Source organism: Streptococcus australis (assembly GCF_901543175.1).
GTDB classification, from domain to species: Bacteria; Bacillota; Bacilli; order Lactobacillales; family Streptococcaceae; genus Streptococcus; species Streptococcus australis_A.
Genome location: NZ_LR594040.1, coordinates 1,105,976 through 1,126,061 on the forward strand (window position 1 = coordinate 1,105,976; position 20,086 = coordinate 1,126,061).

Below are 20,086 nucleotides of genomic sequence, written 5' to 3' on the forward strand. Positions count from 1 at the left end.
CACCACTTTCTATTTCAAATTTTCTTTAACAACACGAAGTTGCTGTTTAATACTCACATCAATTGTCTTGTGATTGGCAAAAATGACAAAACCACCGATTAGACTTTCATCGATTTGTTCTTTGATACTCCGAACTTTCAGAGACATTTTTTTCTCAATCAAAGGGAGCAAACGTTCCTTCTGGTCATCTGTTAATGGATGAGCAGAGGCAATCGTTACTTCAAATCGATTCGTTTCTTTTTCAAGTCGACTCAAACAATCTACAATTACTTCATAAAATAAATTTGCTCTGTGATTGTATAATAGGACCTGAATAAAGTTTTGCATTAGTGGTGACACTGAGTCTTGGAAGAAACGAACTGTTTTTTCCTTATCTGTCTCATCTACTGCCACTTGACCTAAAAAAGAAGGCAAGCCTGTTTCTTCAGCGACTTGCTTGATTTGAGCTAAGTCAGAAAAGATACGGTCTTCTTCTCCTTTTTCAATCACCAATTGGACAAAAGGCATGCTGTATTTTTCAATTACCTTTACTGTCTTTTTGTCCATTAAGCTTCTCCTAGCTGATCAATGTACTGATCAATGAGTTCCTTATGAGCTTGACCATCAAGGTTTTGTGAGATTATTTTACCGGCAAGACTAATCGTCAAATCTGCTACCTCACCCTTAACGCTTTGTAAAGCTTCCGCTTTATTTTGAGCAATTTCTTGGTTCGCTTTTTCTTTCAGACGACTAGCTTCTAGTTTTGCTTCAGACAATATGTCCGCTTTGCTCTTCTCAGCAGTTTCTTTCGCATTTTCAATGATGGTTTTAGCCTCTGTACGGCTACCAGCTAATTCATCTTCACGCTTTTGAGCAAGAGTTTCTGCTTTTTGACGAGCTTGCTCAGCACCATCAATATCAGCAGCAATCTTTTCGGCGCGTTCTTCGAAGACACTTGTCAAGTTTGACCATGCGTATTTTTTGACTAAGACGATCAAAAGGATAAAAGAGCCAGCAATTAAAATAAAGTTACCAATCAATTCACCTACTGTTACGTGCATCATTTACTCCTTTCTACTCTTCATCATTAATTTTATTTCCTAGATACATAGAAGACAAGACTGTGAATACATAAGCCTGAACGCAGGAAATAAACACAGAAAATGCCGTCCAGACAAGATTGGTAACAAATGCGACTGGATACCAATAAAGAGCCTGGTGCGAAAGAGTAATAAGCAAACTTGCCATCACCTCTCCAGCAAAGATATTTCCGAACACCCGCAAAGCAAGTGATAGGAAATTCGTGACTTCTTCAAGGAGATTCATCGGAGTCATAAACCCTGGGGTTACAAAACCTTTTAGATATTTTTTAACACCGCGACGACGAATTCCTTCAATATGGGTCATCAGGATAATTCCGAATGACAAGGCCAAGTCAAACTGGAGATTTGCTGTTGGCGATGTCCAAAGGTTTGTCCCATCTGTAGTTTGAAGTTTCGCCATCAAACCCAGATTATTTGCGATAACCATAAAAAGAAATAAACACAAGTAAAAGAGTGAGTAATCTTTCATGTACCGTGAACCTACGTTCGGTTCCGTAAATCCGACTACAAAGTCATAGAGATACTCTAGTACATTTTGCTTTCCTTTGGGTTTTACTGTCATATTGCGACTTGCCCAATAGATAAAGCCAAAAATAAGTGCCACAGACAACAAAGTCAATGCTGTCAAGGTTAAATCAAAGGTAACAGGACCAATATTGATGGTTGGATTGATACTTTCTTCCATCTAGAATCCTCCCTTTTCCATTTTATACTTCTCTTTATTTGATGATAAATGAAAATACGAGAGTTACAAAGAATGTTCCTTCGATAAAGGCAATCCCCATGATCATCAAACTACGCAATTGTGGAATGATATCTGGTTGGCGTGCTGCAGATTTGAACAAACCGTTCATCAAAAATCCTTCTGCAAGAGATACACCCATACAGGCAAGACATAGACCAAAAAATGTTAAATTCATAATGAATTCTCCTTTTTTATTTAAATTTACTTCCTTAGTTTAGTCCTAAAATTTGTTTTTGTCAACTTTTTACTAACATTGAAAGCGTTTAAGATGATTTATTCCTAATTTTACTATTTTTAGTACAATTGTATAGAAACTTTTCATCTGTTACCATAAGAAATTCCGTATTTTTACTAAGGTTTCTAAAGCAAAATAAAAGACCCAAGCTTAAAAACTTGGATCTATTTTTTCTATTTAAAATAAAATGAATGATGAAGTTTGCAACCGGGATTAAATTGAGATGAGCAGAATGGACAAGCCATCTGTTTCTGATATTTTTGAAATGTCATAGTCCTCTTACAAGCCCCACATAAAATCGGTCGATCCTCAGAAAGCGTCAAGGGGTAGGGTGAAAATAAATGTGTCTCCATCGCATTGTGACACTGATAGCATGCGTAGTATTTCTTGCATTCATAACACTGGAGTGAAACAATGTCTTCTTTACTATGATAATGAACACACCTACTTTCATCATCTACCAATAAACCATGCGCTTGAATCATTCCCTTTTCCCTATCTAGGCACGAACTGTGACACTTGTCCCGTCTTCCTTATAGAGGTTGATAAGTCCTTCTTTCAGGGCACGGACCATGTCACCTGCTTGCACAGGCTGTGGAACCTTGATTGTCAATAGCTCCATTGGATTTGGTGCACGATCGATCTTGTTACCTTTGGCATCGTGAAGGTCTTCGATATAAGTTTCAAAATGACGGAAGCCAGGTCCGTAGAACTCAACTTGGTCCCCTTCATTGATAACATTCCGTTGACGAATGGTTGCTGTCTGGGTTGCTTCATCATAAGAAACCACTTCAGCGACAAACTTATACTCAGGAATCTTACGGCGAGCACCAAATAACTGCTCATTCTCAGACGGTGTACCATAGTAGAATCCTGTTGCCAATTCACGCTGGGCAACCTTCCACATCTCATCTACCAAGTCTTGTTTGATGGCATCAAACTTTTCAGGGCTTTCGAGATAAGCATCCACAGCCGCCTTGTAGCAGTTTGTTACTGTCGAAACATAGTGAATAGACTTCATACGTCCTTCGATCTTGAGACTGTCTACACCATTTTCAATCATATCTGGGATATGGTCAATCATAGACATATCTACGGCAGACATCGAAAATTCTTCTGGGATTTCACCCTTAAGGCTCTTACGTTCTCGGCCAAAGGGCATGTCGTAGAGGTCATATTTCCAACGACAAGACTGAGAACAACCACCACGGTTAGCATCACGCATACTCATGTGGTTTGAAAGCGTACAGCGACCTGAGTAAGAAATACACATGGCTCCATGGACAAAGGCCTCAATCTCAACATCCGTACGTTTGCGAATCTCTGCCAATTCTTCCATTGAAACTTCACGAGCCAAAACCACACGAGTTAGACCAAGTTCTTTCCAGAACTCTAGAGTTTCATAGTTGGTCGCACTGGCTTGAGTCGAAAGGTGGATTTCAAGACCTGGTGCTTCTGTTGCTGCAATCATGATCAAGGCTGGATCTGATACGATTACTGCCGCAATCCCGATATCACGCAACTTACGGAACCATTCACCAGCACCAGCTTCATTTCCTTCATGCATGACCATATTGGCAGCCACATAAACCTTGGCACCGTATTTGGCGGCGAACTGCACCCCTTCTTCCATCTGTTCAAAGGTGAAGTTTCCAGCACGGCTACGAAGACCATAGGCCTGCCCACCGATAAAGACCGCATCTGCACCATATTGAACAGCTACTTTTAGCTTCTCTAAAGTCCCTGCAGGTGATAAAACCTCAGGACGTTTTAATGTTTTTGTCATTTTTTCTCCTATTTGCAATATAAAAGTTTGACGTTTTTCCTTCCCATTTTATAGTAAATAATGGATAAAATCAAGTCTAGGCAAATTGTTTTGACAATTCTAATCTTCTTAGAAACGAACAACTAGTCTTCTGAGACTAGTTGTTTTCAAGATAAAATTCAAAACGTTCACCCACATACTGACTCTTGACATATTCAAAAGCTGTCCCATCATCGAGATAAGAAACCTGAGTCAAGGCTAAAATGGCATGCCCTTTTTCTACTTCTAAGTAATGGGCAATCTTTTCTTTAGCCAATCTCGCATAAATGGTCTGTTGGGATTTGCCAATCCGGTAGCCATGCTGCTGCAAGGTCTGAAAGAAATGACTGGTTACTTCTTCTTTTTTAAAATTCTTAATAAACTTTTCTGGAATCGAAGCCACTTCATAGACTAGAGGAACTTGATCAGCGTAACGCACCCGTTCCATACGGATGATATTTTCAGTTGGTGAAATACCTAGCTTTGCTACTTCCTGCTCGTTGGGAATGGTTCTCCTATAGGAAATCAGCTGACTAGAAGGAACTTTCCCTTGGGCTTTGACAATCTCCGTAAAACTAGTGGTTCCACGCATTTTTTCTTGAACTCGAGTGCTCGAAACAAAGGTTCCGCTTCCTACACGACGCTCCAAAACTCCCTCCTCAACCAAGAGAGAGATGGCTTGTCGCAAGGTCATCCGGCTAACTTGAAACTGGTCAGCAAGATCCCGTTCGCTTGGAAGCCTTTCTCCGATTTTCCAACGATGCTCATCTATATCTTTTTTTATCTGGTCATGGATTTTCATATAAGCTGGTAACATGCTTTTCACTTCTTTTCTATGTTTTCTCTATTGTACCGTATTTAATTAGAAAAAGTCAAACTTTGCCTTGTTTAGTTGGTAATTCGCTCTCATTTGTGATAGAATATTGAAGAAGATATTTCTTTTGAGAAAGGAAAAAGATGAGCAACATTTCAACTGATTTGCAAGATGTCGAAAAAATCATCGTACTGGACTATGGTAGCCAATACAACCAGCTAATTTCACGCCGTATCCGTGAAATTGGTGTTTTTTCAGAGTTAAAAAGCCATAAAATTTCAGCTGCAGAGGTTCGTTCGATTAACCCTGTAGGGATCATTCTCTCAGGTGGGCCAAATTCTGTTTATGAAGAGGGGGCATTTGATATTGACCCAGAAATTTTTGAACTTGGTATTCCAATTTTAGGAATTTGCTATGGTATGCAACTTCTTACTCACAAACTTGGTGGTAAGGTTGTACCTGCGGGTGATGCTGGAAACCGCGAGTATGGGCAATCCCCACTTACTCACAGTCCTTCTGCCCTCTTTGAAGGGACTCCTGAAGAACAGATTGTTTTGATGAGCCACGGTGATGCGGTTACTGAAATTCCTGCCGACTTTGTTCGTACAGGTACTTCTGCCGACTGTCCTTATGCAGCTATTGAAAACCCAGACAAACACATCTACGGTATCCAATTCCACCCAGAGGTTCGCCATTCTGTCTATGGAAATGATATCCTTCGCAACTTTGCCCTTAATATCTGTAAGGCTAAAGGCGACTGGTCAATGGATAACTTCATCGAGATGCAGATTCAAAAAATCCGTGAGACAGTCGGTGATAAACGTGTCCTTCTCGGTCTATCTGGTGGTGTTGACTCTTCTGTCGTTGGTGTTCTTCTCCAGAAAGCGATTGGCGATCAATTGATCTGTATCTTTGTAGACCACGGTCTTCTCCGTAAAGGGGAAGCAGACCAAGTTATGGACATGCTTGGTGGTAAGTTTGGGTTGAATATCGTCAAAGCAGATGCTGCTAAACGTTTCCTTGATAAATTGGCTGGTGTTTCTGACCCTGAACAAAAACGTAAGATTATCGGTAATGAATTTGTTTATGTCTTTGATGACGAAGCAAGCAAGCTAAAAGATGTGAAATTCTTGGCTCAAGGAACACTTTACACAGACGTCATCGAGTCAGGTACGGATACTGCTCAAACTATCAAGTCTCACCACAACGTGGGTGGACTTCCAGAAGATATGCAGTTCGAGCTTATCGAGCCACTTAACACTCTTTACAAGGATGAAGTTCGTGCTCTTGGTACAGAACTTGGCATGCCAGACCACATCGTATGGCGCCAACCATTCCCAGGACCAGGTCTTGCGATCCGTGTCATGGGTGAAATCACTGAAGAAAAGCTTGAAACAGTTCGCGAATCAGACGCCATCCTTCGTGAAGAAATCGCCAAAGCTGGTCTTGACCGCGATATCTGGCAATACTTCACTGTCAACACTGGTGTTCGTTCAGTAGGTGTTATGGGTGACGGTCGTACTTACGACTACACCATCGCTATCCGTGCCATCACTTCTATCGATGGTATGACAGCTGATTTCGCGAAAATTCCATGGGAAGTCCTTCAAAAAATCTCTGTTCGTATCGTTAATGAAGTAGACCACGTGAACCGTATCGTCTACGATATTACAAGTAAACCACCTGCAACCGTTGAGTGGGAATAGAGTTAATGAGTTAAAAAAAGCCTAGAAATCAATCTTTCTAAGGCTTTTTACTTTATTTTAACAACAATTTAACAACAAAAACTATTTTTCAGTATTTAAACCTAATATCTTTTTAACCTTTTTGCTACTTTCTATATACATACCTTTCTTAGACTCGCTAACAATTCTAGAATAATCTCCATTATCCCCGCGCAATTCATAAACACGGTAAAAATCATTATTATATTCAAACTCACTAATCAAATCTATTTCTTTATTTATTATTTCCTTACTACCTAAATTTTCTGAATACTTCCTGAGCTCTATTAACCAATTAAACACCTATTAATCAATTTTTAAATGTATCTTACCCTTCACTACATCCGGTATATATTTTGAAGTAATCTCATATTCAATCGTTTGAGGAACATTCTCAAACATTAGTATCGATGGAAATGCCATTGAGGAGTTATGTTTCAAATACTCAATGCCAAATCTTAAAATATCAAATTCTGAATTTGTAAAATTTTTATATATAAATATGTGTTCTAAAGAGTTTTTATAGTTGTATTTTTGATCTTCATAACCAGGTCTTGTAGTATATGCGATAAGCGGATTAATATTAATTCTTTCTATATTTGATGGAATTATTTGAAAATAGGCGTAAGCATCAACTGAGTCACTTTCTTTAATTTTAAATAGAAATTCATCTAATTCAATTCCCTGTATCTCCTCAATTATGTTCTCTCCTGGATAAAGTAAGTTATTATGTTTTAGCAGACAACCTTTTGGTACCATCAGTTTTATATCGATATCTTCATCATATGTTTTACCTAAGTTAGAAACGATTAATTCGACAAATTTAATGTTATCTATGTATGTGAAATATTCAATGTACTCTTTGTAAGATATTATTTCCCAATATAATTTGTTTAATTTAGAAAAGCGTTTCTTTTCCTTGTCAGACCCTATATACGAAGGACTACTGTTACCGAAAGGAATTTTCACCTGAAATTTATCTTTCCTTAAATTTCCTAAGTACCAAAAATTTTCATGTAGTTTGATTTGGTTTTCTTTAGCGAAATCATTTATAGTATCTTTGAATTCATCACTAATAACCACAGAATCAGCCATTTTATAAAGAAAATCAACATTCGCATCTTCTTTTGAAAGCATGATCAACTTTTTAGATTTATCTTCTAATATACCTGATTCTTCAGAAATTACGGTACTGTTTAGTTCATCTATATATTCATTAATCCTACTTTGCTTTTCATTGATAAATTTTGACTCCAGTAAACTAAATTGTTTAGGTAAAACATTTTCGTCAGATAATGTATTTTTATCCCTTATTGTCACAAACGGTTTTATATTTTCGTTTTGATAAGTTTCTTTTTCTGAAATTAATTTTAAAAAATAAAGTGATAGATGATTTGTAAAAAGCCTTTGAAAATCACTCTCGTCATTAACTATAAAAAATATCCCTCTATCTTTATATCTTTCTTTAAATTCTTGCACTTTTTCATATTGCTTAATGTCTATATTAGACGGAATTATCGGAGCTTCTAAAAAGTACATAAAAACTTGTTTATCAGCTGATAGCATCTCCTCAATTTCTTCTTCCGTTCCTGATCCATAATTATCTGTTGCTGTACCAAATCTTGTCCAAAATATAGCAACAGCTGCATCACATTCCCTAACAATTTGCTTATTCAATAATTCCTGTGGTTTATCACCTGATTCAGGAAAGCTATCCGTTGACCAATGCTTGATTGATACTTGTATATTATTCAAACTACCATATAGTTTATTAAAATTATCAACAGCTTCCTTAATTAATTGAAGATAGCCAGTAACATCCCCGGGACACGAAATTAATAAATCGTAAATAGTCACTCCTTCTCTTGGCATCCATGTATCCTCCGAAAATTTAATACTATACAAATCTAACCTATTATAATTATAAATCAAAAAAACAATAAAATCAAATTCTCTTACTGTTTTATTGGTTATAAACAATTGGAAATGAATAGTTTAGAACAAAGGTATCTACAACACAAAAGAGTAAATTAGGCTATGTTAATAGCATTTATCCCTTAGCGACTGCTCTTGTAGAAACTTATGGCAATGATGTAAAGCCCTATTGGAAAAAAGATGATATTAATAAGGTAACAGAGAAAGCCAGTAATCGTATAGTGAGATTTATCTTTGGATAAAAAATAGTGTAGGCTGAAAAGAATTCTTTAAAACTAGCTTGCTACAATTATTCTTTGTCAGATTTAAATGAAGTAACAATAGAAAATAAGAACGGAAATAGATTTTCCTGTAAGATAATACCGCTGGAGCATGAACTTCAGTGGTATTATTTTTTATTATTTCAATATTAGGAAAATTTCTCAACCTCTACTCCTCTTTTTAAATCCCTGAAACCATGCTATAATATAGTAAGCATAAGTCCAATAACCTGACTATAAAAATCAACGATAAAGATTTCTTACATCATCCGTAAGTGTTATTCTACTCTGATTCATACTATAATGAAAGTAACAAAAGATGGAGGTATTTCACATGGAAACCATTTTACGAGTAGAATCATTAAAAAAGCATTATGGGAAAGAACCCAATATCACCAAAGCCTTGGACGGCATATCTTTTCAAGTTGTAAAAGGCGAGTTCTTAGGAATTATGGGGAGTAGCGGTTCTGGGAAAACAACCCTTCTTAACTGTCTCGCCACAATCATCAAGCCAACTGACGGTTCCATTCAAATGCAAGAAAAAGATTTAGGTCAGTTAAAAGGTAGTCAGTTAGCTGATTATCGTGGCAAGGAAATTGGCTATCTCTTCCAGAATTTTGAGCTTTTGGACAATCTGACAGCCAAAGAAAATATCTTACTCCCCTTATCTTTGCACAAGGTCGATGCCAACGAAAGCAAGCTTCGATTAGAATTGCTTTCCCAATATCTGGATATTTCTGAACTTCTGGATAAGTTCCCATCTCAATTATCGGGTGGTCAACGGCAAAGGGTAGCTGCTGCGCGTGCCTTGATTTTAGACCCTAAGATTATATTTGCAGACGAGCCCACAGGGGCTTTGGATTCAAAAAATGCGACCATTTTGATGCAAAAATTATCCGAAATGAATCAAATAGAAAAGACCACCATTCTCATGGTGACCCACGACTCGGTCGCTGCTAGCTTTTGTAATCGCATCTTGTTTATCCAAGATGGAAAACTATTCCATGAAATCCGACGCGATTATCCAAGAGAAAGTCAAGAAGACTTCTATCACAGAATACTAAAGGTTATGGCTGCCCTGGCTGGAGGTGATGGCAATGTTTTCTAAATTAGTCTCAAGAAATAGCAAGAGAGATCGAAAGAATAATGGCTTGTATTTCAGTTCTATGATTCTTTCTATTATCTCCTTTTACATCATCCTTTCTTTGTCCCATCAAGATGTGATGATCTTTCTCAAACAAATAGAGAGTGACGCTGTAAATAAACTCTTTAGCATGATTCCCATCCTTTATGTAGCAACCCTCTTTATCCTCTTTTTTCTAGTTTACTTCGCAAGCAGTATGCAGATGGAAAGGAGAAAACATGAATTTGGTGTTTATCTCACACTGGGGATGCGGAGAGGTAAACTGTTCATATTGCTCCTACTCGAGGATTTGAGAAACAGCATCCTTGCTCTTGGAATAGGCCTTCCTATTGCCATCTTGATTTCAGAACTGATCAGCCTAATAACCGCTAAAATTGTGGGACTAGGGATTATTGAGCATCAATTTTCTCTATCTACCACAGCTCTACTCTATACAGTCATCGGCTTCCTAGCCGTCAAATTAGCAGTCTTTGTTCTTTTAAGTGCAAAGACGGCCAATAAAGAAATCGGAAACCTACTATCCTATTCTCCTTCCGGTATGAAGAAAGTTCTACCTAGAGGTATTTATTGGCTTGCTTCTTCCATTGGAATGTTGCTTCTCGGGGCAGCCTATTACTTGGGTATGAGTGGACGAGCTTGGAAGAGTGTCATAACCATGGGCATCACTGTTCTCTTGGGAACTCTAGGAACCATCCTGCTCTTCTTTGGTATGCGTTTATTTATAGACTTTTTGGTCAAGCTTGGAAGCAATCGAAAACTTCATACCTATAATTTTAGACAGATTCAGGAATTAGTTATCCAGCGCTCAACTATACTGGCCATCTGCTCCCTCTTAATCTTCTCTGCCTTGTGCCTCTTTGGAGCAGGTGTTGCCATTGCAAGCGGCAATTCAGGCAATCAAACCCACGTATTGGATTATACTTTTAGAGATAGCAAGCAAGAAACAGATGAAAATCTTGATATAGACACAGTTAAAAAAGAGCTTGAAGCTACAGGACTAGCATCACAGTTTTCAAAGATTCTGCAAATCAAAGTCGGCAAACCAAAAGAACATGAGTCCGTATCCTTTGAACAGTTCATCAAGGTATTGAAAGAGCAAAAAGACAGTAAAAACAAGGAAATCTTAGTCCATAATTTCCAAAAATATATAAGTTGCCACCTTTTGCCACTCTCTGAATACAATGAGCTTAGAAAGGCTGCAAACCTCCCTCCTCTAGAATTAACTAGTAAGGAAGCCTACTTGTATATGGGGAAAGATTTTCTACCTGATGAGAACTTGGTTAACTCTGTTCTGAAAGCAACCCCTCAAATCAAAGTCATGGGAAATGATATAAAATTGATTGGAGAGGTACAGTCTTTACCAATTGTAACGGACCGTGAGGTAACCCTCTCTGTCGCTCTCATTCTTCCAGATGAGGCCTTTATGAACTATACTGACAGTAAATACTCAAACTATGTCAGTGGCATCCTAGCTCCTAATCTTGTCAAGGAAAAAGGCTTGATGAGAGCTATCTCAGATGCCAATGAAAAGCTAAATCAAACCTCTCTTGGTTATGAAAGCTATATACAAAATATGGGAAGACAATTATTTTATATTATCTCTGCCAGCTATATTACTATTTATCTGGCAATCATCTTCCTTGTTGTCGCAAATACAATTATCGGCGTCCAGTTTATGATGGGACAAAGACAATCCTACAGACGATACCAAACCTTGATTCATCTTGGCGCCAACTATGAAACTCTTTGTAAATCGTCAGAAAAGCAAGTCAACTGGTATTTCGGTCTACCAATAGCCCTCGCACTTATCAGCAGTAGCTTCGGTGTGAGCTCCCTCCTCACAGGAATAGTACCTGCTAGTGTAAGAATGGACATGGGGCAGAAATTTATCACAGCCATGCTGATCGTACTGCTCTTAGCTGGTTTTGAAGTCATCTATATCAGAATTGTAAAGAAAAATAGTAACAAGTACTTGTTATCCTTAATGGAACCAAAAAGACAAGAATAAAATTTAAAAAGCGAGGAAAAGGAGGAACTAATATGAAGCATATTCTGGTAATTGAAGATGAAGCCTTGATTCGAGATGAAATTGTCATCTTGTTAGAGAAAGCGGGTTATCAGGTTGATAAGTTGACTGACTTCAAAGATACAACCCAGCAAGTGCTGCAATACGATACAGATCTAATCATACTGGATTTGAATTTACCGGGAGAAACAGGTTTTCAAATTTGTAAAAATCTCAAGTCAAAACGCTCTGTGCCTATATTGGTTCTCACCTCTCGTGAACAACTAAAAGATGAAATCTACGCCCTGAAATTAGGGGCAGATGAGTATCTAACAAAACCTTTCAAGAAAGAAAGATTTCTGGCACGTATAGAAAATATCTTGAAACGCTATGAAGGCAGACAAAATCTACTTGAAAAAGATAATTTTCTGCTGGATAGACAGACCTATGCCCTTTATATCAATGGACATTCGATTTTACTCCCCCAAAATCAAGGAAAATTGTTAGAAATCTTATTAGTGGCAACTGATTCTGTCGTCACAAAAGAAGAACTAAGCATGAAACTGTGGAATACAACTGAGTTCATCGATGAAAATGCCCTTCAAGTAAATATTGCAAGGCTCAAAAAGGTGATGAAACAGGCTGGCATTGCCCTTCAAGTCAAGTCCGTCAGAGGTATTGGTTACAAGCTAGAAGAGGTAAGTCCAGATGAAACAGAATCTTAAATATCTAGCTGCCTATCTGCCCTGGTTACTTGTTCTTTTAGCATTTGATCTATTCACAGCTGTCCTGCTTTGGCTTTCAGATTTGAGAATGTTTCAAGCCCTCATCCTTCTCTATCTTTTAGCTACCGTCCTGCTCTTTTTCATCCTATCATTCCTACTTATAAGAAAAGAAAGAAAAAAATCCGCTGCCTATAAATCCTTCATAGCCAATCCCAAGACGGATACTGAGCTTGAATTATTGCATTTATCAAGTGCCTCAGAGAAAGAAAGCATTGAAAAAATGGCAGATACACTTTATCAAAAGCAAGTTGAAATAGGAAAGCTCAACTCATTACTAGCTGAGTACGAGGACTATGTTGAAAAATGGGCGCATGAGATTAAACTCCCTCTATCACTTCTTTCCCTCCTTTTAGACAATCAAAGCGACCAGTTGCCTGAGGATACAGCTTTTAAGTTGGACTATGTGAAAAATCAAATCCAAGGAAATGTATCACAGATCTTATTCTATTATAGGGTGAAAAGTGAAAAAAATGATTTTCTATTTGAAGATCTTGACTTAGAAGAGTGTATCCAAGATCTTTTGGAAAACTTTGATCCCTTGCTCAAAGAAAAGAATTTTACGATTAAGTTAGAAAACATACAAGGAACCTGCTACACCGATCAACGCAGTTTTGAATTTATCCTCTCTCAAATCCTAGCCAACGCCCTTAAATATAGCTCTGACAAGCCTGAACTCAATATTTCTATGTCAAGAGAGAAGGGACACACAAGTCTGATTATTAGGGATAATGGTTGCGGAGTTAAAGCTTGCGACCTCCCTCATATCTTTGAAAAAGGCTTTACAGGTGATTCAGGTGATACAAGAAAAAAATCAACAGGCATGGGACTCTACCTGGTCAAACAATTAGCAGATGCTTTAAAAATTGACATCGCAGTAAAATCCGAATGGATGCAAGGATTTGAGATCACCCTTTCTATTTAGTAATTTTTCGATTAAGAAAATTGCCTAAGCATAGAAAGCACATATTTTATATAAAAAAGGAAAGCACTTCTGCTTCCCTTTTTTATTTGCGTTTCTTCTTCGCTTTTTTCATTTTGTTGGCCATACGTTTCATAGACTGTTTCATGGCAAATTCACCGATTTTACCTTTGAGTCCACCACCAAACATCTGGCTCATATCTGGCATTCCTGCTCCTCCAAGTGCTGACAAGTCAGGCATGCCACCCTGTCCCATCATTCCTTCAAGGGCAGACATATCCATGCCACCCATATTTGGCATGTTTTTAGGAAGGTTATTTGGATTGATTCCCATTTGCTTCATCATCTTGTTCATATCACCAGACATGACACCCTGCATGAGCTGTTTGGCCTGGTTAAAGTCCTTGATGAATTTATTGACTTCGACAAAGGTATTTCCAGAACCTGCAGCGATACGACGACGACGGCTTGGATTTAACAAATCAGGATTTTCACGCTCTTCAGGTGTCATCGAAGATACGATGGCACGTTTGCGAGCAATCTGGCGCTCATCGACCTTCATATTTTGAAGGGCAGGGTTGTTAGCCATACCTGGAATCATCTTGAGCAAGTCTTCCATCGGCCCCATGTTTTGCACCTGATCCAATTGATCAATGAAATCATTGAAATCAAAAGTGTTTTCACGCATCTTCTCAGCCATTTCAAGAGCTTTTTGCTCATCGTATTCTTGAGAAGCTTTCTCGATCAAGGTCAGCATATCCCCCATACCGAGGATACGGCTAGACATGCGGTCAGGGTGGAAGGTTTCGATATCTGTAATCTTTTCACCTGTACCAGTGAACTTGATAGGTTTTCCAGTGATGTGACGAACAGACAGAGCCGCACCACCACGAGTATCTCCATCAATCTTGGTAAGGATGACACCAGTCACTTCCAACTGAGCATTAAACTCACGGGCGACATTGGCCGCTTCCTGACCGATCATGGCATCAACGACGAGTAGGATTTCATTTGGTTGGGCCAAGGCCTTAACATCACGAAGCTCATTCATCAAGAGCTCATCAATCTGCAAACGCCCTGCCGTATCAATCAAGACATAGTCGTTGTGGTTGGCTTGCGCTTGTTCCAAACCTTGTCGAACAATCTCAACAGCTGGTACTTCTGTTCCAAGAGCGAAAACTGGTACATCAATCTGCTGTCCAAGTGTTTTCAGCTGATCGATGGCAGCTGGACGATAGATGTCCGCAGCAATCATCAAAGGTCGTGCATTTTCTTCCTTCTTGAGTTTGTTAGCCAGCTTACCAGCAAAGGTTGTTTTACCAGCCCCCTGCAAACCGACCATCATGATAATGGTAGGAATCTTAGGTGACTTGATAATCTCAGCCGTATCAGAACCTAAAACAGCTGTCAATTCCTCATCAACGATTTTAATAATCTGTTGTGCTGGATTAAGAGTATCAATGACCTCATGTCCGACTGCACGTTCACGAACTTTCTTGATAAAGTCCTTTACAACAGGCAAAGCAACGTCGGCTTCCAGTAAGGCTAGACGAATCTCTTTAGTCGCTTCTTGGACATCCGCCTCAGAAATTTTTCCTTTTTTACGTAGATTTTTAAAGACGTTCTGTAAACGTTCTGTTAAACTTTCAAATGCCATTTTTCTTCCTCTTATTCTCTATTATCAATGCTTGTTAAAACTTCTATCTGCTCCTGCAGAAAGTCATCCTTAGGATATCGCTCCAAGATCTGGTCAAAAATCTGACTGCGGACAATGTAGTCTGAGTACATGTGTAATTTCATCTCATAGTCTTCCAGAATCTTTTCTGTCCGCTTAATATTGTCATAAACAGCTTGGCGACTGACACCGAATTCTTCAGCAATCTCAGCAAGACTGTAATCATCTGCATAATAAAGCTCTATATAGTTCATCTGCTTATCAGTCAAAAGCGCAGCATAAAATTCAAAAAGCGCATTCATGCGATTGGTTTTTTCGATTTCCATAACATTTATTATACCAAAAAATCTATCATATCGCTATACTAGAAGGTCTTCTTAAAAAAATAGAATGAAAAAAAGAACCTTGCAAAGCAAGATTCTTTTAGTGTCTGACTTAAATAATTGTTCTTCTGGGAACTAAATCGAATTAAGCTTCGATTTCTGTAACCATACCTGAACCAACAGTACGTCCACCCTCACGGATTGAGAATGTAGTACCTTGTTCTACGGCGATTGGGTGGATCAACTCAACGTCGATAGTCACGTTATCACCAGGCATTACCATTTCAGTACCTGCTGGAAGTTCGATTGAACCTGTAACGTCAGTAGTACGGAAGTAGAATTGTGGGCGGTAGTTGTTGAAGAATGGAGTGTGACGTCCACCTTCTTCTTTAGTAAGGATGTAGACTTCACCTTTGAATTTAGTGTGTGGGTTGATTGAACCTGGTTTAGCGATAACTTGTCCACGTTCGATTTCGTCACGTTGAACACCACGAAGAAGGACACCTACGTTGTCTCCAGCAAGACCTTCGTCAAGTTGTTTACGGAACATTTCAACACCAGTAACAACTGCTTTTGAAGTTTCTTCTTTGATACCAACGATTTCGATTTCGTCGTTGACACGAACAGTACCACGGTCGATACGTCCTGAAGCAACTGTACCACGTCCAGTGATTGAGAATACGTCCTCGACTGGAAGAAGCAATGGTTTGTCTGTATCACGTTCTGGTTCTGGGATGTACTCATCAACAGTAGCCATCAATTCCATGATGATGTCTTCATACTTAGAGTCACCTTCAAGGGCTTTAAGAGCTGAACCTTGGATAACTGGAAGATCGTCACCTGGGAAGTCGTATTCTGACAAGAGGTCACGGATTTCCATTTCAACCAATTCAAGCAATTCTTCGTCGTCTACCAAGTCAATCTTGTTCATGAAGACGATAAGGTGTTTAACACCAACCTGACGTGAAAGAAGGATGTGTTCACGAGTTTGTGGCATTGGTCCGTCAGTTGAAGCTACTACAAGGATAGCTCCGTCCATTTGAGCGGCACCAGTGATCATGTTTTTAACGTAGTCCGCGTGTCCTGGAGCGTCGATGTGAGCGTAGTGACGTTTTTCAGTTTCGTACTCAACGTGCGCAGTGTTGATAGTGATACCGCGTTCGCGTTCTTCTGGAGCAGCATCGATAGACGCATAGTCTTTAGGTTGGTTAACTGATGAAGGCAAGCGACGTGCCAATACAGTTGTGATAGCTGCAGTCAAAGTAGTTTTACCGTGGTCAACGTGTCCGATAGTACCAATGTTAACGTGTGGTTTACTACGATCGTATTTTTCTTTTGCCATTTGAGTAAAAGCCTCCAATAAAATATATTTTATAGATAGACAGTAGGCAATACAGTCTAACTTTCCTTACTATTTTATCAAATTTCAGCTAAATTGCAAGTGTTTTACACATATTTTGTGAATTATTCTAAATCTCATAATTTTCCATTCTTTTCCTTCTCCAACGGAATCATTTTAAACACTTTTGACCAGACTAACCTCAAGTCCTTTTATCAAAAAAATCAGGTCTCCCTGATTTTTAGATTAATTCTGATTTTTCTTGTTCTTTTTCTTTGGCTTCTTTATGATTTTCATATAATTTCGCCAAGAACTTAGTAATTTCTTTTAGGATAGAATAAGTTGGCACTGCTACAATCATTCCGATAACACCGTAAATATTGCTAGATAACAAGAGAAGAACCAGAATGGTGATTGGATGAACCTTCATAACCCCTCCAACGATACGAGGGTAGAGGATATTCCCATCCACTTGTTGGATAATCAACATATAAATTACTGCAATGAGAACCTTGTGGGGATCAGTAAAGACGTTGGCAATAATCATAGGAATCAGACCGATACTTGGTCCAACATAGGGAATAAGATTTGCCAAACCAGAAAAAATGGCAAAGACCAGAGCATATTTCAACCCAATCGTACCGTATCCAATATAGGCCAAACATCCGATGATAACAGCATCAATCGCAATTCCGCTGATATAACGTGCGATAGTGGCGTTCAAATTCTTCAATAGACTGGAGAAGTTTAATTTATCATGTTTTAGGACTGTTCGTTCCATCATTGGAAGGAACTTATGACCATCAAGCAAGAAATAAATCAAAAAGACTGGTGTCATAATGAGAATCAAAACAGTACTAAACAAGGCCGAAAGAACGCTGCCTAAACTATTGCTCACACTGTTGAGAATGTTTTGTAAAATATCAACATAAGATAAATTCAACTGTTGAATGGCTTTTTGAATATCAATATTTTGGAAAATAGGATTCATCGATAAATCAATAACCAAATCTTGCAAGCGGCTATAGATATTCTGGCTAGAAATAATCAAGCTTGTCAACTGATTGATCAAAATCGGTAGCAAGTAGACTACCCCTACTACTATTGTACCAATCAAGGCACAAAGAGTGATGAGCACACCTATCAAACGATTGACTCTACATTTCTTTTCTAAAAATGTTACGATGGGATTTGTCAGGTAATAGAAAAATCCTCCGAGCAAAAATGGAATCATAATGGTATTGGCGACCATCACAAAAGGTGTGACAATCGCCCCCATCTCTCTCCAAAGATATAAAATAAGAGTTAGTAGTAAAATTTCAGCTGTCCAAAAAAATAACTTGTTTCTACGGAACATAGGCGCCTCCTTCTTTCTATTTTACCATAATTCTTCAAAAATATAAGATGGCTTTACTATAAAAACGAGAATATTTTTTCGCTTTATGATAGAATAAAACTACTATGAAGAAAATAATTTTATCCTTACTAACTCTTATCATTTTTGGTACAACCATTCCTACTGTATCTGCGCAAGATTTTGATGTTGCTGCCAAACATGCCATTGCTGTTGAAGCAAACACTGGAAAAATTCTCTACGAGAAAGATGCTACTCAAGCTGTTGAAATTGCTTCTATCACCAAGATTCTCACTGTCTACCTAGTCTATGAAGCCTTGGAGCAAGGTACAATTAGCCTATCTACCCCAGTTGATATCTCTGACTATCCATACCAACTCACAACCAATTCTGAGGCTAGCAATGTTCCTATGGAAGCGCGTAAGTACACAGTGGAACAATTATTGGAAGCGACTCTAGTATCAAGTGCCAATAGTGCAGCAATTGCTCTTGCTGAAAAAATTGCTGGTTCAGAGAAAGACTTCGTTGACAAAATGAGAGCGAAACTTCTTGAATGGGGTATCCAAGATGCTACTATTGTCAATACTACTGGGCTTAATAACGAAACACTTGGAAATAATATCTATCCTGGTTCTAAAAAGGATGAGGAAAACAAATTAAGTGCTTACGATGTGGCCATCATCGCTCGAAACCTCATCAGAGATTATCCTCAAGTTTTAGAAATTACCAAGAAATCTTCATCAACATTTGCTGGTATGGAAATTCACTCTACTAACTATATGTTGGAAGGAATGCCAGCATATCGAGGTGGAGTAGATGGGCTCAAAACTGGTACAACAGACAAGGCTGGAGCTTCTTTCGTTGGAACAACTACCGAAAAAGGGATGCGAATCATCACTGTTGTCCTAAACGCTGACCAGCAAAACAGTAATCCTTACGCTCGCTTTACTGCTACTTCTTCTCTCTTGGACTATATAACATCTAATTATGCTCCCAAAACAATTGTCCAGAAAGGAGAGGCCTACAAAGATAGCAAAGTTTCTGTACTTGATGGGAAGGAAGATACCGTAACTGCTGTTGCTAAATCTGATATCACTGTCATTCAACGATTGGGAAGTCGAGCATCATCAAGCCTGCAGTTCACTCCAAAAACCAAGACCGAGACAGCGCCACTAGAAGCTGAAACTGTTGTTGGTCATCTAACCTATGATGATCAAGATTTGGTTGGTCAAGGCTACCTCACTTCCGAAAAACCATCTTTTGAAATGGTTTCTGAAAAGAAAGTTGAAAAAGCCTTCTTCTTAAAAGTTTGGTGGAATCAATTTATCCGCTTTATCAATGAAAAACTATAAAAAAATCGCGATTTTTCGCGATTTTTTCGTATTCTTTAGGTTTATTTCATCTCTTTAAAAGCTGCTTCAGCATCTGCATTGCTAATAGCACCAAATTGGATTTTTCCAATTTTTCCTTGACTGTCAATCAAGTATTCTGTTGGAATACTACGAATTTGGTAGGCTTGGAAGGTAGTTGCCTTGGTATCATATAGAACTGGTATATCCTTGTAGCCTTGTTCTTGGTACCATTTTGGAAACTCATCAACTGTTTTTTCACCTTGTAATCCTGGTGCGACGACACTTAGTATTTCAAAGTCTCGATCTTGTTTTGCAGCTAATTCCATCAACTCGGGCATACTCTTTCGACAAGGACCACACCAAGAAGCCCAGAATTTCAAATAGACTTTTTTGCCCTTATAGTCTGATAACTTGACTTCTTTGCCATCCATAGACTGCAAGGTGAAGTCTGGTGCATCCTTTCCTACTGCGATTTGTTGTACAGCAGGCTGTTTGGGATTTTCTGATTGTTTGGTTTCTTTTTCGCCACAGGCAATCAACAAAAATAATGACATGAGGCTCAATCCTGCAAAAATAACTTTTTTCATCTTT

Annotated in this window: 20 protein-coding genes; 6 read left to right on the forward strand and 14 right to left on the reverse strand. The window is 38.5% G+C overall.

The window, feature by feature from the left end; all coding sequences use genetic code 11:
- Positions 1-9: 9 nt before the first annotated feature.
- The 7 genes from FGK98_RS05520 to FGK98_RS05550 all read right to left on the reverse strand — a co-directional run bounded on the left by FGK98_RS05520 (position 10) and on the right by FGK98_RS05550 (position 4,683).
- Positions 10-546, reverse strand: a complete 537-nt coding sequence (locus FGK98_RS05520) for a F0F1 ATP synthase subunit delta (protein ID WP_138100397.1) — start codon at positions 544-546, stop codon at positions 10-12.
- Positions 546-1,040: a F0F1 ATP synthase subunit B gene (atpF, locus tag FGK98_RS05525; RefSeq protein ID WP_138100398.1), complete on the reverse strand. Its 495-nt coding sequence runs from the start codon at positions 1,038-1,040 to the stop codon at positions 546-548. Before atpF ends, FGK98_RS05520 begins: the two co-directional genes overlap by 1 nt.
- 13 nt (positions 1,041-1,053) lie before the next feature.
- Entirely contained in the window at positions 1,054-1,767 is a 714-nt protein-coding gene (atpB, locus tag FGK98_RS05530) for a F0F1 ATP synthase subunit A (protein ID WP_000392856.1), read from the reverse strand.
- A gap of 34 nt (positions 1,768-1,801) precedes the next feature.
- Positions 1,802-2,002, reverse strand: a complete 201-nt coding sequence (locus FGK98_RS05535; protein ID WP_001054552.1) for a F0F1 ATP synthase subunit C — start codon at positions 2,000-2,002, stop codon at positions 1,802-1,804.
- 233 nt (positions 2,003-2,235) lie between these two features.
- Entirely contained in the window at positions 2,236-2,547 is a 312-nt protein-coding gene (locus FGK98_RS05540; RefSeq protein WP_138100399.1) for a CHY zinc finger protein, read from the reverse strand.
- Positions 2,548-2,561: 14 nt separating this feature from the next.
- The gene (locus FGK98_RS05545) at positions 2,562-3,848 is read right to left on the reverse strand and encodes a peptidase U32 family protein (protein ID WP_138100400.1); all 1,287 of its coding nucleotides are present in this window, start codon (positions 3,846-3,848) and stop codon (positions 2,562-2,564) included.
- 136 nt (positions 3,849-3,984) lie between these two features.
- A complete protein-coding gene (locus tag FGK98_RS05550; protein ID WP_138100401.1) occupies positions 3,985-4,683 on the reverse strand; it encodes a GntR family transcriptional regulator in 699 nt (232 codons plus the stop codon).
- A 140-nt stretch (positions 4,684-4,823) separates the two neighbouring features.
- Here FGK98_RS05550 and guaA point away from each other — a divergent pair, with 140 nt between their 5' ends.
- Entirely contained in the window at positions 4,824-6,386 is a 1,563-nt protein-coding gene (guaA, locus tag FGK98_RS05555) for a glutamine-hydrolyzing GMP synthase (protein WP_138100402.1), read from the forward strand.
- Positions 6,387-6,467: 81 nt separating this feature from the next.
- Here guaA and FGK98_RS05560 read toward each other — a convergent pair whose 3' ends face one another.
- Together FGK98_RS05560 and FGK98_RS05565 are read right to left on the reverse strand one after the other, a co-directional pair.
- On the reverse strand, positions 6,468-6,707 hold the full coding sequence (locus FGK98_RS05560) for a hypothetical protein (RefSeq protein WP_138100403.1): 240 nt from the start codon (positions 6,705-6,707) through the stop codon (positions 6,468-6,470).
- Between the two features lie 3 nt (positions 6,708-6,710).
- Positions 6,711-8,276 carry a hypothetical protein gene (locus FGK98_RS05565; protein ID WP_138100404.1) on the reverse strand — a complete coding sequence of 522 codons (1,566 nt, stop codon included), beginning with the start codon at positions 8,274-8,276 and terminating at the stop codon, positions 6,711-6,713.
- Between the two features lie 657 nt (positions 8,277-8,933).
- On the opposite strand from FGK98_RS05565, the gene FGK98_RS05570 reads away from it, so the two are divergent.
- From FGK98_RS05570 to FGK98_RS05585, 4 genes are read left to right on the forward strand one after another with little or no spacing between them, the layout of a single operon-like run.
- The gene (locus tag FGK98_RS05570; protein WP_138100405.1) at positions 8,934-9,707 is read left to right on the forward strand and encodes an ABC transporter ATP-binding protein; all 774 of its coding nucleotides are present in this window, start codon (positions 8,934-8,936) and stop codon (positions 9,705-9,707) included.
- Positions 9,697-11,751 carry an FtsX-like permease family protein gene (locus tag FGK98_RS05575; RefSeq protein ID WP_138100406.1) on the forward strand — a complete coding sequence of 685 codons (2,055 nt, stop codon included), beginning with the start codon at positions 9,697-9,699 and terminating at the stop codon, positions 11,749-11,751. Before FGK98_RS05570 ends, FGK98_RS05575 begins: the two co-directional genes overlap by 11 nt.
- A gap of 32 nt (positions 11,752-11,783) precedes the next feature.
- Positions 11,784-12,473: a response regulator transcription factor gene (locus tag FGK98_RS05580; protein ID WP_138100407.1), complete on the forward strand. Its 690-nt coding sequence runs from the start codon at positions 11,784-11,786 to the stop codon at positions 12,471-12,473.
- A complete protein-coding gene (locus FGK98_RS05585; protein ID WP_138100408.1) occupies positions 12,457-13,455 on the forward strand; it encodes a sensor histidine kinase in 999 nt (332 codons plus the stop codon). The genes FGK98_RS05580 and FGK98_RS05585 overlap by 17 nt, the downstream gene beginning before the upstream one ends.
- A gap of 82 nt (positions 13,456-13,537) precedes the next feature.
- On the opposite strand, the gene ffh is transcribed toward FGK98_RS05585, so the two are convergent.
- The 4 genes from ffh to FGK98_RS05605 all read right to left on the reverse strand — a co-directional run bounded on the left by ffh (position 13,538) and on the right by FGK98_RS05605 (position 18,146).
- Complete coding sequence (gene ffh / locus FGK98_RS05590) at positions 13,538-15,109, reverse strand: signal recognition particle protein (RefSeq protein WP_000863612.1); 1,572 nt, start codon at positions 15,107-15,109, stop codon at positions 13,538-13,540.
- 11 nt (positions 15,110-15,120) lie between these two features.
- Entirely contained in the window at positions 15,121-15,453 is a 333-nt protein-coding gene (locus tag FGK98_RS05595; protein ID WP_000402068.1) for a putative DNA-binding protein, read from the reverse strand.
- Between the two features lie 142 nt (positions 15,454-15,595).
- The gene (tuf, locus tag FGK98_RS05600; RefSeq protein WP_138100409.1) at positions 15,596-16,792 is read right to left on the reverse strand and encodes an elongation factor Tu; all 1,197 of its coding nucleotides are present in this window, start codon (positions 16,790-16,792) and stop codon (positions 15,596-15,598) included.
- Between the two features lie 238 nt (positions 16,793-17,030).
- Positions 17,031-18,146, reverse strand: a complete 1,116-nt coding sequence (locus FGK98_RS05605; RefSeq protein WP_138100410.1) for an AI-2E family transporter — start codon at positions 18,144-18,146, stop codon at positions 17,031-17,033.
- Positions 18,147-18,250: 104 nt separating this feature from the next.
- On the opposite strand from FGK98_RS05605, the gene pbp3 reads away from it, so the two are divergent.
- Entirely contained in the window at positions 18,251-19,495 is a 1,245-nt protein-coding gene (gene pbp3, locus FGK98_RS05610) for a D-alanyl-D-alanine carboxypeptidase PBP3 (RefSeq protein WP_138100411.1), read from the forward strand.
- 41 nt (positions 19,496-19,536) lie between these two features.
- On the opposite strand, the gene sdbB is transcribed toward pbp3, so the two are convergent.
- Positions 19,537-20,082 (reverse strand): thiol-disulfide oxidoreductase-associated lipoprotein SdbB, encoded by a 546-nt coding sequence (sdbB, locus tag FGK98_RS05615; protein WP_138100412.1) that lies wholly within the window; start codon positions 20,080-20,082, stop codon positions 19,537-19,539.
- Positions 20,083-20,086: the final 4 nt, after the last annotated feature.